This is a genomic window from Desulfovibrio piger, from assembly GCF_900116045.1.
Classification (GTDB): Bacteria; Desulfobacterota; Desulfovibrionia; order Desulfovibrionales; family Desulfovibrionaceae; genus Desulfovibrio; species Desulfovibrio piger_A.
In genome coordinates this window covers 524,884-538,093 of record NZ_LT630450.1, presented here as the reverse complement: position 1 = coordinate 538,093, position 13,210 = coordinate 524,884, and the positions used below count along the sequence as shown (strand labels likewise).

Sequence of the window (13,210 nt, the reverse complement as noted above, 5' to 3'; positions counted from 1 at the left end):
GATGGATTCGATGCTGCGTTTTCTGGATACACGCCTGGAAGAGCTGCTGGGCGCGCTGCTGCTGGCGGTGATGGTGACCATCGCCTTTGTCAATGTGGTCGTGCGTTATTGCACACCGTTCTCGTTTGCCTGGACGGAGGAGCTGACCATCAACTTCTTTGTCTGGATCGTCCTGCTCGGTTCGGCCCGTTCCTTTCGCGACGGCAGCCATCTGGGCATGAGCATCCTGTATGATGCCCTGCCCAAGCCGCTACGCTTTTGCTGCTATCTGTTCTCCATAGCGCTCTGTCTCGTCTTTTTCGGGGCCCTGGCCTGGACGGGCTGGCTGGAAGTACGGGACGAGTACGAACTGGAGGTCATTTCCGAAGCGCTGGCCATCCCTGTCTGGTGGTATACCATCGCCACCCCGCTTTTTTCCGTACTGATCATTTTCCGCATGTTGCAACGTGCCTGCGCCGACCTGCGCAGCGGCAGCTATTAGGAGGCCCGTGTGGAAACCACATCCCTGCTGCACGATCCGGCTTTCTGGCTGCTGGTCCTGTTCGCCATCCCGCTGATCCTGCGTGTGCCCATCGCGCTGGCCCTGGGCTTTTCTGCCCTGGTCGTCGTCTGGCAATGGGACCTGGGCTTCAGCATGCTCTCCTACAACTTTTTTGCGGGCGTGGCCAAATTCCCTCTGCTGGCCATCCCCTTCTTCATCCTGGCCGGCTATATCATGGAGCGTTCCGGTATCGCCGCACGCATCGTGGCCCTCATGGAGACCCTGGTAGGCTCCATGACCGGCGGTCTGGCCCTGGCCACCGTGGCCGTCGCCACCTTCTGGGGAGCTGTCAGCGGTTCGGGGCCTGCCACGGTAGCCGCCCTGGGCCTGATCCTGATCCCGGGCATGGCCAGGGCCGGGTATGACAAGGCCTTTGCCGCGGCCACCGTCTCCGTCACATCCGGCCTTGCCATCGTCATCCCGCCCAGCATCGCCTTCATCGTGTACGGCAGCGTGGCCGATGTCTCCGTACCTGCCCTGTTTGCTGCCGGTTTCGTACCGGGCATCGTGGTGGCCCTGTTCATCATGGCGGCCGTGCTCACCATCTCCCGCAAGCGGGGCTACAGGGGGCACGCCAGCGGCAAGGCCGTGGGCACGGCCCTGAAAGAAGCCTTCTGGGGGGTCATGACGCCCGTGGTCATCCTGGGCGGCATCTACGGCGGCGTGTTCACCCCTACGGAAGCCGCTGCCGTGGCCGTGTTCTACGGCCTGTTCGTGGGAGTGTTCATCTACCGTACCATCAACAGCCTCAGCATCCTGATCGAGATCTTCGCGGCCAGCATCCGGGCCACGGCCGTGGTCATGCTGGTGGTGACCTGTGCGGGGCTCTTCTCCTGGGTGGCCTCCACTGTGGGGCTGGTGGAAAAGGGGTCCGCCGTGCTTCTGGCCGTTTCGGACAACCAGTGGGTCGTCCTGCTGATGATCAACATCATCCTGCTGCTGGCGGGCATGCTGCTGGATGCCATCTCCATCTATTATGTTTTCCTGCCCTTCATGCTGCCCATCATGGCCCATTTCAACTGGGATCCGGTCTGGTTCGGCATCATGATGACAGTCAACCTGGCTGTGGGACAGGTGACGCCGCCCGTGGCCGTGAATCTGTATGTAGGCGCCAATATCAGCGGCATCAGCATGGAACGCATCAGCAGGGCGGCCCTGCCGCTGATCTTCGCCTCCCTGCTGGCCCTGGTGGTCATCATCATCTTCCCTGATCTTTCGACCTTCGTGCCGCGCATGCTGGGACAGATGTAAACCGGCAGGCAGCCCTTGCTTTTCCCGCGGCTGCCTCCTGAAGGAGATCCAGAACATGAAATTTGCCATCATCTATTACAGCAAGACCGGCCATACCCGTGAAATGGCCGAAGTCATCGCCCGCGGCCTGGCCGCCGCAGGCGGCGAGACCCGCTTTTTTTCCGTGGAAGACACCGTGGATGCCGACTACATCGACCAGTGTGCCGGTGTCATTTTCGGCACACCCACCTACCTGGCCAATACCTGCTGGCAGATGAAACGGTGGTTCGATGAAGGCTGTCGCGGCATCAGGCTGGCCGGCAGGCTGGGCGGGGTCTTTGCCACGGCCCACTATGCCCAGGGCGGCGCGGATGTGGCCATCATGACCCTGGTGCCCCACATGCTGGTCAAGGGCATGCTGGTCTATTCCGGCGGTGCTGCCCACGGCAAGCCCTACATCCATCTGGGACCTGTGGCCCTGGATGCCGTGGGCAACCATTATGAAGAATGCAAGGCCGATTTCGAGATCTTCGGCCGCCGCTTCGCGGAAAAGGCCCGGGAGCTGTTCCCCGAAAAATAGCTCCGTGACCGGAAACAGCAAAACACCGCTTTATTCCGTATCCCTGCTGTAAACCTGCGCCGAAAGCGGCCTGCCCGTAGAGGCAGGCCGCTTTCGGCCTTCTGGAGGAACAGCCGCATAACCGCAAATTGTCTCCACCCGCATAGCGGGTGGTTTGCTCTGGCCCTGTAAGGGCCTGTTACCGGCTGCGCCTAAAGACGCTGGCTTTCACGCTGTTCAAGCCCAGTGCCCTTGCCGCCTTGGCTACCCCTTAAAGGGGTCTTGATATTCGCGTGATGTCAGCTTGTCTCTCATAATGTCGTGGCGTTCCTGATCCTGGATATATTTTTTGATCGTTGCCTCATTAAGCCCCACCGTACTGACATAATATCCTTCGGCCCAAAATTTTCTGTTGCCGAACTTATACTTCAGATTTGCGTACTTATCGAATATCATCAACGAACTTTTCCCTTTCAGGTAGCCCATGAAATTTGCCACACTGATTTTAGGAGGGATGGACACCAGCATGTGGACATGATCCGGCATCAGATGCCCTTCCAGAATCTCAACCCCTTTATATTTGCAGAGGCATTGCAGAATTTCTTTTATACTTTCACGGAGCTGTGTGAAGATTATTTTCCTTCTATATTTTGGAGTAAAGACGATATGATACTTGCACAACCATTTCGTATGCGCTAGGCTATGAGCCTTGGTTCCCATAACAAAAACACCTTTCCGTTAATGTTGCGATGGGCTTGAACAACTTCATCGTAGCGGAAAGGTGTTTTTGTGTGTATAACGTATTGTTTCCACCCGCATAGCGGGTGGTTTTTTGTTTCGCGCCTGCCAGGCGCTCACCAGGCTAAAGCCCATAAGAAAAGGGCCGCCCCCGAAGGGAGCGGCCCCAGTATCAGCTTTGAGCAAAAGCCTTATTTGAAGGCCTTTTCAAAGTTGGGCACGACCTGCTTTTTGCGGCTCATCACACCGGGCAGCCACACGCTGTCGCCGTCGGGCTTCACGCCGAAGGCCTTTTCGACCACGGCGGGATCGTCGGAGACGATCAGCATTTCAGAGCCTTCCTTCATGATGTCGGTCAGCAGCAGGAACACGCTGTGGCGGCCTTCGCCCTTGACCTTGGCGATTTCGGCTTTCAGGCCGTCTTTCACCTTGTCGAGGATGGACAGGTCGACGACTTCCAGCTGGCCGATACCGACCTTGTGGCCGTTCATGTCGAAGTCCTTGTAGTCACGGAAGACCAGGTCGGACATGGAGGCGCCGTCAACAGCGCTCTTCACGGTGAACATTTCCATACCGAGGGCCATGACGTCTTCCACACCGGCGACCTTGGCCAGGGCTTCCACGGCCTTCTTGTCAGCTTCGGTACAGGTGGGGGACTTGAACATCACGGTGTCGGACAGGATGGCGCACAGCAGGCCACCAGCGATGGCTTTGGGCAGTTCCACACCGTAGAAATCGTACATGTTCTTCAGCACGGTGCCGGTGCAGCCCACGGGCCAGATCCAGGCTTCCAGCGGGCTGGAGGTGGTCACATCGCCCAGCTTGTGGTGGTCAACGATACCCAGCACGGTGGCGGAGTCCATGCCCTTGGGGGCCTGGGCGAGGTCGGAGTAGTCGACCAGGTACAGGTCCTTACCGGCCACATCTTCCACGACCTGAGGAGCGGTCAGACCGAACTTTTTCAGCACGAATTCGGTCTCAGGGGTAGGAGCACCCTGGGCGGCGGGGGTGACTTCGAAGCCACGCTTGCTGTACAGGTCAGCAGCGGCGATGGCGGAAATGATGCTGTCGGTATCGGGGTTCATGTGACCAAGAACGAGTGCAGCCATGGTATATCTCCTCTTTGGGAATTTCGTTGCACAGTTACGTGTGTAAGTTGCCTTACGCTTGTTACCTTTAGCACAAGACCTGGGCCTTGCCAAGCCCCCCATAAAAAAAAACCTGACCGGATTTACTGAGAAATTATTGTTATTATCCTGATTTTCATTACTTTTTATTTTCAGTAACGAACTTGTGATTTTTTTATTTTTTTTGTGCCCGCGGATGCGCCTCATCATACAGGTGCATCAGTCGCTCCAGACTGACCCGCGTGTAGCGCTGCGTGGTGGTCAGGCGCTGGTGCCCCAGAAGCTCCTGCACGCTGCGCAGGTCGGCACCGGCATCCAGCAGATGTGTCGCGAACGAGTGGCGCAGGGCATGGGGCGAGACAGGGTCCACGCCCGCATTGCGGCACAGCCTTTCTATGCGGCGCATGGCTTCACGGCGGTCGAGACGGCCGCCCCGTGCCCCCACGAACAGGGCCTGCTCTCCCTCGGGCGCCAGTGCGCCCCGCTGCCCGAGCCAGGCCCGCAGCGCCGTCACGGATGTATCCGACAGCGGAGACATGCGCTCGCGCGCCCCCTTGCCGAAAACGCGGACGACGCCCTCTTCCAGCCGCAGATCCGCCATATCGAGCCCCAGGGCTTCGGAGATGCGCAGCCCGGAGCCGTACAGCAATTCCGCCAGGGCATGATCCCGGGCCGCAAGGGCATCCCCGGTGGCGGGGGAGACACGCGGGCAGCCGCCCCCGGCCAACGTATCGGGAGTGTCCAGCACGGCAAAGACCTGATCCACGTTGAGCACACGGGGATGGCGCTGCTCCTGTTTGGGATTGCGCACCTGGGCCGCCACATTGTTTTCCGTGCGCCCCATGCGCTGCTGATAGCGGAAAAACGTCCGCGCCGCCGCGAGCTTGCGGGCCATGGAGCTTTTGGCTTCGCCCAGCGCGTACAGGCGGGCCACCCAGGCCTGGATATGTTTTTTGCTCACCTCGGCCGGCCGGGCAAGGCAGGCGCCGCGCTGCGCGAGAAAAAGAGCCAGCTGGCGCAGATCCGTCCCGTAGGCGATCTGCGTCGTGGGCGAAAGGCCCCGCTGCACGTCCAGCCAGGCCAGAAAAGATTCTATCTCCAGAGTAGTGCGGGGATCAAGCTCCTCTTCCACCGTGCTCCTCCCGGTATGCCGTCCCATCTTATACAGCCTCGTAACGCGCGCCCGGCAGGCGCCGGATGCGGCCCATGATCTCCAGACCCAGCAGCACCGGGGCCAGCTCGGCGGGGCTGCGCCCCAGGGCGGCCCCCAGGGCATCCACATGCAGGGGGCCCTGCTCCCGCAACAGCGGGACGATATTGTCCTGTGCCGGAGAGGCGGCGTCCGCATCCCCGTCTTCCCCGTGCGCCGGCACTTCTCCTCCCCTGCCGGGGTCGTCCTTTCGTGGCGGTTCATCCGTCTCCGGCGGCATGCAGGCAAAAAGCGTGCGGGACAGGCCCGTGCCCTCGGCTTCGGCCCGGCGGCGGCGTTCCGCGGCTTCCCGTGCCAGATGTTCGGCCTGTACACCAAAATCACGCAATGCCCCGGCAAGATCCTCCAGTACGTCCTCCGGTGCGAACACCGGCTTGGCCCCCTGCCGGACAAGCTCCTGACAGCCGAGGCTCTGGCCGGACAGGGCCGCCCCCGGCACAGCATAGACCTCACGTCCCTGCTCCAGGGCCAGCCGGGAAGTGATGAGGGTCCCGGAGCGGCTGGCGGCCTCCACCACGACGACCCCCAGGGAAAGCCCGCTGATGATGCGGTTGCGGACAGGAAAATTCTCCCGCAGGGCCGGTGTACCGGGAGCGAACTCCGAGACCAGCAGGCCCTTTGCCGCCATCCTGTCATACAGGCGGGTGTTGGCCCGGGGATACGGGATGTCTATGCCGGTACCCAGCACGGCGATACTGCTCCCTGTCCTGTCCAGCGCGGCTTCATGCGCCGCCTTGTCGATGCCCCATGCCATGCCCGAGACCACCGTGATGCCCCAGGAGGCGAAGGCCCCCGCCATATGTCCGGCCAGAGCCTGTCCCCGGGGCGTCGCCTTGCGCGAGCCGATGACGGCCACGGCCGGATTGGCCAGCAGAGAAAGATCCCCCAGGCAGTACAGCAGCACAGGGGCGTCGGGCAGCGTGCGCAGCAGGGCCGGATAGGCCGCCTCATGCCACTGGACGACGACGGCATCCAGATTACGGACGGCATCCCACTCCGCCCGGGCCGTGACGCGCCACGAGCCCGTGGAGAGCTCGGCGCCCTTGCCCCTGTCCACCCCGGCATCGGCCCATCTTTCCCTGCCTTCCAGCGCAGCGAAGGCCGAGCCGAAATGGCGGAGCAGCCGGCAGCAGGAACGGGCCCCCAGCCCGCGGCAATGCCGCAGGGCAAGACCGGCCCAGTATTCACGCCGGGCGCGGTCATCCATATGGGCCCAGCGGGCGGACAGGGGCGCTGCGGCATCCGTCATGGCTGCACGAGTCCTTTTTTGCGGATGAGATCGGCCGCTGCGGACGAGGGGAAACGCTGCACCACCTGCCGAAAAGCCTTGCCGGCGCCTGCCGCGTCTCCCTGCCGCTTCAGGATCATCCCCGTACGCAGCAGGGCATCGGCATTTTTATGGTGCCGGGGATACCGGGCCTCCACATTACGGAAATGCGCCAGAGCCTCTTCGTTCCGGCCCTGGCTGGACAGGGCCTCTCCCAGCCAGTATTCGGCATTGGCCGCATACGACCCGGAAGGATACTGCTCCAGCAAGGCCTGCATACGGGCCATGCCTTCGTCCAGACGGCCCGACAATATAAGCTCCAGTCCCGCCTGATAGGCAGCCTTTTCGTCGATGACGGGCGCGGACGTGTCCCCCGCTGCGGTACCGGACGGGCTGTCTGTGCCGGATACAGGGGCCGCATCTCTGGCCGCAGCAGGCTTTGGCGCCGGCGCGGCCCCGGACACCGTGCCTGCCGCCTGTCTGGAAGTGGTGACAGAAGTGGCGGACTGCCTCTTTTCGGACGGATCCCCGGAGGACGTCTGCGTGGAGGGATCTCCCTTTGTCCGGGCCGCCATGCCCTTTCCGGCGGCAGCGGGACTGCCGGTCGCGGCGGTCGCGGATGGTGTTTTTGCCCGGGACGGGATTCCTTGCTCCGCATGTGCCTCCTGCCCTTTTGCAGCCGGCGGGCCCTTCTTTTCCCCAGCCCTGCCCCGCGCCACAGGCTCATCCTGCCGCAAGGACGCCGCAGGCGCCACGGCAGGCGGCAGCGCTCCGCCGGTTCCGCAGGCCGGGGCGGTTCCCTCATGGACGGGCAAAGGACATTGCCCCCGCTCACATTGCAGGAACTCTTCACGAACGGGCCCGCGATATGAATGCACGGGCCCGCTGCCGCCCTCTGCCCACGGCAGCTGCCAGCTTTCCTGCAGTTGCCGCGCATCCGCGGCCGGAACGGCCGGGGGATGCGACAGGGCAGGCAGGACCGCGAGCAACAAGGACAGACTGAGGGCATGTGCTTTCATGGAAGACTCCTGTCTTTTTTCTGCCCGATGCGCTCCGGCAATGCAAGCGCTGCTTGCAGCACGGCCATTTTTGAGGCACAACCAACACGAACCCGGCGTCTCCCCGCCAGAGGGCCGGGATCCGGTGAATCTTTGGAGGAACAATGGGGAACTTTTTAGAAAGCGTGCGCGCCTTCATCGCTGACAATCCGCTGCTGCAGACAGGGCTGGACATGGGGAGCATCATCGTGCCCTTTGCCCTGCTCTATGCCTATTTCGGTCTTACCTTCATCGCCATCTGCGGCGAGATTATAGCCCTGCGGCGCAAACGCTCCGCTTACAACAAATGCGCGCGGCAGCTGGCCTGCCTGAGCATGCTGCTGGGCTGGCTCATGCTGCTGGGGGGCCGGTTGTGGCTCATCCTGGCGCTGGACGGTTTCGACTCCTACAGCATCATCGTCCTGCTCAGTGAAGCCACCTGGATGATGTTCGGTTTTGCGGCCATCGTTTCCTGCTGCTACTTCATGCTCTGGAAATTCCTAGCCAATTATCCCGTACTGCACATCATCCTGGGCGCCATCGCCTTCCTGCAGGGCCTGATGACCTGCGCGGGGGTCATGGCCGTCACCCGCCTGTACAATGCCCTGTCCCTGCCCGAGGCCAGCAGCATCACCATCCCGCAGCTGTTCACGCCCCAGTTCGGTCAGGCCTACCTGAGCGCCCTGTGCTATACCCTGCCCCTGATCTTTGCCCTTGCCGGAGCCTTTGGCGCCGTATGGCTGCTCCTGCGCCGCAAGGCCGATGACTTTGGCCGGGACTATTACAATACCATGGTCCCCTGGTGCACGCGCTGGGCCCGCAATGCCTGGATCCTGCTCTGGCTGCTGCTGGTGGCGTCCAGCGGACTGGAGATCTGGCAGACCTGGCAGACCAGCGGCGTGTTCATGCAGCAGGATGCCGTTTTCCAGAGTGTCCGGGTACTGCTCTGGCTGTTGCCGGCCCTGCTCTGGACCCTGGTCGTGCGCAGTGCCACGCCTCTGCGCCAGAAGCCTGCCCTTGTGATCGGCCTGCTGCTGTCCATGGGCTTTACCCTGCCCTATTTCATGGAACTGATCCGGCTCTAGCCGACATGACAGCCAGCGTGCCATCTTTCTCTGATGGGTGAAGGCACGCTGGCTGTCGTGCGTCCGGGCCGCCGCCGGGAACATTGCCCATGTCTCACCAATCTTTGGAAAAAAATTTTTATCCCCTTTTTCTGGACCTGAGCGGCCTGCACTGCCTCGTGGCCGGACTGGGGGGGGTCGGCAGCCGCAAGCTCCAGGGGCTGCTGCAATGCGCACCGGCTTCGATCCTGGCCCTGGACATGGAAGCCCCTGCCGCCGGTCTGCTCCCGCTGCTGGAGCGGCCCTGTGTCCGTTTTGAGCAGCGGCCCTTCCGTGACGATGACCTGGCCGGCCGCCAGCTGGTCTTTGCCGCCACGGGAAATGCCGCGGTCAACAGGCATATCGCCCTTCTCTGCCGGGAACGCCACATCCTGTGCAACTGTATAGACGCCCCTGCGGAAGGCTCGTTCATCGTGCCCGCCGTGGCCCGCTCCGGCGGCATGGCGCTGGCCCTTTCCACCGGCGGGGCCAGCCCGGCCCTTTCCCGGCGCTGGAAGGACGAACTGGCGTCCTGGCTGGACGCCCGCCAGAAAATGGTCCGTCTGATGGGACAGTTGCGTCCCATGGTCCTTGCCTTGCACGACGAGACAGGGCACAATACGGCCCTGTTCCGCGCTCTGGCCCAGTCGCCCCTGCAGGATCATCTGCAACAGGGCGACCGGCAGGCGTGCCTGCGCTGTCTGCAGGCCCTGCTGCCGCCAAAGCTGCACGACCGCATCCCGGAGTTGCTTGATGTTATCGCCTGAGACCTCCACCCTCCTGACCCTGTGTTGTTACGGCGCTGCCACTGTGGCCGGCCTGGCCGGCATGCTGCTGCGCAATGCCTTCTGGCGGCGTCTGGGCTGCTGGCTGGCGGGGCTGGGATTCGTCTGCCAGACGCTTTCCCTCCTGCTCGGCTTCCACAAGACCATGCCCACGGGGCTGAGCCTTGGCGGCTATCTGCAGATGCTGGCCTGGTTCGTCCTGCTGTGCGGGCTTGTCAGCCGCCTGCGGTACAAGCAGGAGGCCCTGCTCCTGCTGGCCACGCCGCTGGCCCTCATCCTGTTTGCCGTTTCCGCCCCTTACCTTTCCGCCGTGGTGCAGGTGCCTCCACAGCTCAAGGGCTCCTTCTACGCACTGCATGTGGGGGCGCTCTTCCTCAGCATGGGCCTCATGACCCTGGCCTTCGCCGCCAGCTCCCTTTTCCTGTTCCTGGAACGGCGCATCAAAAACAAACTGCGCATGGAAGGTTTCTGGCAGGACATGCCGGCTCTTTCCCTGCTGGACAAGATCAATGCCTTCGGCGTGGCGGCCTCGTTTCCGCTGTACACGCTGGGTGTCGTCTCCGGCCTGTTCTGGGCCAAGCCCGTCTACGGGGCCACCTTCACCGGTGACCCCAAGGAAGTGGTCAGCATCATCGTCTGGCTGCTCATGGCCTATGTGTTCCACGGCCGCCTTGCCACCGGCTGGCGCGGCCGCAAGCCCGCCCGTCTGATGGTGCTGGTCTTCGGCCTGAGCCTTTTCTCCATCGTGGTCGTCAATACCCTGATGGAAACGCATCATTCCTTCATCAAACCTTAATCCACCGACGTTGCTATGGATTGTGATATCGTACTTGTTGGCCTGAACCATCGCACCGCCGGTGTGGACGTGCGCGAACGTTTCGCCCTTGTGGATTTTTGCAGCCGGGAAAACTGGGCCCTGCCGTGTGACGATGTCATCGGCGAAGCCATGATCCTTTCCACCTGCAACCGTGTGGAGCTGCTCGCCACCGGTCATGGGGACGTGGCGGGCCGTATCCTGGAGCGCTGGGCCGCCGCGCGCGGTACCGACCCCGAAGAACTCCGGCCCTATGTCTACGTCTACAAGAACATGGATGCCGTGCGGCACCTGTTCTCCGTGGCTTCCAGCCTAGACTCCATGATCCTGGGCGAGCCCCAGATCTTGGGGCAGCTCAAGAGCGCCTACCGCAAGGCCGCCGCCTGCCACGCCACCGGCGTGATCCTCAACCGTCTGCTGCACAAGGCCTTTTCCGTGGCCAAGCGCGTGCGCACCGAGACCGCCGTGGCCTCCAGCGCCGTTTCCATCAGTTATGCCGCCGTGGAGCTGGCCAAACGCATCTTCGGCGAGATGCAGCACCACAAGGCCATGCTGGTGGGTGCCGGCGAAATGGCCGAACTGGCCGCCACCCATCTGCTCCAGGCCGGCGTGGACGAGATCCTGGTGGCCAACCGTACCTTCTCGCGCGGTGAAGAACTGGCCCGGCAGTTCAACGGCCGGGCCCTGCCCTTCGAATCCCTGGCTTCCCATCTGACGGAAGTGGACATCATCATCACGTCCACCGGTTCGCCGGATCCCGTCATCCGTGCCCGCGACATCCGCGGTGTGCTCAAGGCACGCAAGAACCGGCCCATGTTCTTCATCGACATCGCCGTCCCCCGCGACATCGACCCCGACGTCAACGGCCTGGACAACGTCTATCTTTACGATATCGACGACCTCAAGGAAGTGGTGGAAGAGAACCTGGCCACCCGTCGCGACGAAGCCCAGAAAGCCGCCGAGATAGTGGGCGAGGAAGTGGACATCTTCCGGCAGTGGCTGTGCAGCCTGGATGTGCAGCCCACCATCGTGGACCTCATCCAGCACGGCGAGAACGCCGCCCACGAAGAAGTGGCCCGCACCCTGAAACGTCTGGGCCATGTGGACGACGCCACGCGCGAAGCCATCGAGGTCATGGCCCTGGCCCTGGTCCGCAAGCTGAACCACGATCCCATCATGTTCCTCAAGCGCGGTACCATGTCGCAGGAAGGCAGCGCGCCGCGCATCAGCCTCATGCGCCGCATCTTCAACCTTGACCAGGGCTGTACCTGTAGTGCCCGGAACAACGGAGAGCACGAATAATGCGCTATTTCCTCATTGATGACCTGCGGGCCGAAGAAACCAGGCGCCTGTGCGAACATCTGGACGCCATGGATCTGGGTGCCGGGCTGGACGGCATTTACTGGCTGCCCATCCCCGCCCATATGCTCAGCGCCGTGCAGAAGGAACACGAAAGCCAGTGCGGGCCCTATGTCATGGCGCTGGAATGCGAAGAGACCAGCCTGCGCCTGGAGCTGCTGGTACGCGCCCGGGGCCGTATCCGCTGCGAATGCGTGGCCTATGCGTCGCCCGAGCTGCAGCGGCACATGATGGACTACATCACGGATACCCTGAAAGAACTCCATATTCCCACCTAAGTGGCGATGCCCTGCGGCATGATCCCCGTCCCCGAACTGCGAACGCTCCCTTCCCGGCTGGCCCGCCTGTGCCTGGATGTGGAGCGTTTTTGCCGTGACCGCCTGAAGATGCAGGACAGCAGGGCCTGGCTGCTGGCTGTTTCCGGCGGTGCGGATTCTACGGCTCTTTTATGCATCATGACCCTTCTGGCGCCCCGGCATGGCTGGCTGCTGCATGTGGCGACGGTGGACCATCAGCTGCGGCCGGAATCCGCCGGGGATGCCACCTTCGTGGCCGGACTCTGCCGGACCTGGCACATCCCCTGCCGCATCCTGACGGCGGATGTGTCCCGACTGGCACGGCAAAACGGCCTGGGGACGGAAGAGGCGGCCCGGCGGGCACGCTATGCCCTGCTGGAGCAGGCCCGGCGGGCATGCGGCGCCACAGCCATCCTGCTGGGGCATCACCGGGGCGATGTGGCTGAAGACCAGATGCTCCGCTTCCTCCGCGGCACCGGCTGGCCGGCCTTGGGCGGCATGCGGGCCGAAGATGCGGAACGCCACCTGCTGCGCCCCCTGCTGTGTACGGAAAGCCGTGTCTTGAAAGAGCTGCTGCATCATTGCGGCATCACCTGGCGGGAGGATGCCAGCAATGCGGACATTCGCTATACCCGCAATCGCCTGAGGCATACCCTTCTCCCGCTCCTGCGCACGGAAAATCCCCGCCTTGAGGAAACCTGTCTGCATCTCTGGGAGCTGGCCGGCATTGACGGCGATTACTGGCGGCAGGAAATGGAGCGCCATCTTGCCCGCTGCCCCTGGCAGGAAACCCCCGGCAGCGTCACCCTGCCCCGTGCCCTGCTGCGGGGAATGCATGCGGCCCTGCGGCTGCGTCTTTACCACAGGGCTGTGGCCAGGCTGGCCCGCATCTTCGGCGGCCAGGCCCGTTCAGCCACCCTGCTGGCCCTGGATCAGGCCTGGCAGGAAGGCCGGGGCGGCACCACCTTTCAGCTGCCCGGCAATATCATGGCCCGTCTCAGCGGAGGCAGTATCCGCTTTTATGTCGAAAAACGGCAGGCAAGGCAGAAAAGCTGAGGAGCGGCAAGGGCCAGCCCTGCGGGACCGCCCTGCCCCGGGCCCTACGCAGCGCTCCCGTCTCCCGCCTGCGCTTTCCTAGGCCCCC

14 protein-coding genes are annotated in these 13,210 nt (G+C 62.9%); 9 read left to right on the top strand and 5 right to left on the bottom strand.

The features are described from left to right. Positions 1 to 10 precede the first annotated feature (10 nt). Genes DESPIGER_RS02715 through DESPIGER_RS02705 form a run of 3 tightly spaced genes read left to right on the top strand, consistent with a single transcriptional unit; the run spans position 11 to position 2,351 of the window. The gene (locus DESPIGER_RS02715) at positions 11 to 481 is read left to right on the top strand and encodes a TRAP transporter small permease (protein WP_072332748.1); all 471 of its coding nucleotides are present in this window, start codon (positions 11 to 13) and stop codon (positions 479 to 481) included. 9 nt (positions 482 to 490) lie between these two features. Continuing rightward, on the top strand, positions 491 to 1,792 hold the full coding sequence (locus DESPIGER_RS02710) for a TRAP transporter large permease (protein ID WP_231927620.1): 1,302 nt from the start codon (positions 491 to 493) through the stop codon (positions 1,790 to 1,792). A gap of 55 nt (positions 1,793 to 1,847) precedes the next feature. Next, positions 1,848 to 2,351, top strand: a complete 504-nt coding sequence (locus DESPIGER_RS02705; protein ID WP_072332745.1) for a flavodoxin family protein — start codon at positions 1,848 to 1,850, stop codon at positions 2,349 to 2,351. 243 nt (positions 2,352 to 2,594) lie between these two features. Here DESPIGER_RS02705 and tnpA read toward each other — a convergent pair whose 3' ends face one another. From tnpA to ybgF, 5 genes are all read right to left on the bottom strand, one after another. Further along, positions 2,595 to 3,050, bottom strand: a complete 456-nt coding sequence (gene tnpA / locus DESPIGER_RS02700) for an IS200/IS605 family transposase (RefSeq protein WP_072332742.1) — start codon at positions 3,048 to 3,050, stop codon at positions 2,595 to 2,597. Positions 3,051 to 3,259: 209 nt separating this feature from the next. Continuing rightward, positions 3,260 to 4,177 carry a manganese-dependent inorganic pyrophosphatase gene (locus DESPIGER_RS02695; RefSeq protein ID WP_072332739.1) on the bottom strand — a complete coding sequence of 306 codons (918 nt, stop codon included), beginning with the start codon at positions 4,175 to 4,177 and terminating at the stop codon, positions 3,260 to 3,262. A gap of 193 nt (positions 4,178 to 4,370) precedes the next feature. Beyond that, the gene (locus DESPIGER_RS02690; protein WP_083575261.1) at positions 4,371 to 5,354 is read right to left on the bottom strand and encodes a tyrosine recombinase XerC; all 984 of its coding nucleotides are present in this window, start codon (positions 5,352 to 5,354) and stop codon (positions 4,371 to 4,373) included. 1 nt (position 5,355) lies between these two features. Further along, positions 5,356 to 6,654, bottom strand: a complete 1,299-nt coding sequence (gene dprA / locus DESPIGER_RS02685) for a DNA-processing protein DprA (RefSeq protein ID WP_072332736.1) — start codon at positions 6,652 to 6,654, stop codon at positions 5,356 to 5,358. After that, positions 6,651 to 7,247 carry a tol-pal system protein YbgF gene (gene ybgF, locus DESPIGER_RS13250; RefSeq protein ID WP_231927619.1) on the bottom strand — a complete coding sequence of 199 codons (597 nt, stop codon included), beginning with the start codon at positions 7,245 to 7,247 and terminating at the stop codon, positions 6,651 to 6,653. Before ybgF ends, dprA begins: the two co-directional genes overlap by 4 nt. Positions 7,248 to 7,834: 587 nt before the next feature. Here ybgF and DESPIGER_RS02675 point away from each other — a divergent pair. From DESPIGER_RS02675 to tilS, 6 genes are all read left to right on the top strand, one after another. Next, positions 7,835 to 8,794 (top strand): hypothetical protein, encoded by a 960-nt coding sequence (locus DESPIGER_RS02675; protein WP_072332730.1) that lies wholly within the window; start codon positions 7,835 to 7,837, stop codon positions 8,792 to 8,794. Positions 8,795 to 8,883: 89 nt separating this feature from the next. Beyond that, entirely contained in the window at positions 8,884 to 9,579 is a 696-nt protein-coding gene (locus tag DESPIGER_RS02670) for a precorrin-2 dehydrogenase/sirohydrochlorin ferrochelatase family protein (protein ID WP_072332727.1), read from the top strand. Then, positions 9,566 to 10,393, top strand: coding sequence for a cytochrome C assembly family protein (locus DESPIGER_RS02665; protein ID WP_072332724.1), 828 nt, complete (start codon positions 9,566 to 9,568; stop codon positions 10,391 to 10,393). Before DESPIGER_RS02670 ends, DESPIGER_RS02665 begins: the two co-directional genes overlap by 14 nt. 15 nt (positions 10,394 to 10,408) lie before the next feature. Next, complete coding sequence (gene hemA, locus DESPIGER_RS02660) at positions 10,409 to 11,713, top strand: glutamyl-tRNA reductase (RefSeq protein WP_072332721.1); 1,305 nt, start codon at positions 10,409 to 10,411, stop codon at positions 11,711 to 11,713. Beyond that, positions 11,713 to 12,048, top strand: a complete 336-nt coding sequence (locus tag DESPIGER_RS02655; protein ID WP_072332718.1) for a hypothetical protein — start codon at positions 11,713 to 11,715, stop codon at positions 12,046 to 12,048. Before hemA ends, DESPIGER_RS02655 begins: the two co-directional genes overlap by 1 nt. 6 nt (positions 12,049 to 12,054) lie before the next feature. Continuing rightward, entirely contained in the window at positions 12,055 to 13,122 is a 1,068-nt protein-coding gene (gene tilS / locus DESPIGER_RS02650) for a tRNA lysidine(34) synthetase TilS (RefSeq protein ID WP_231927655.1), read from the top strand. Positions 13,123 to 13,210: the final 88 nt, after the last annotated feature.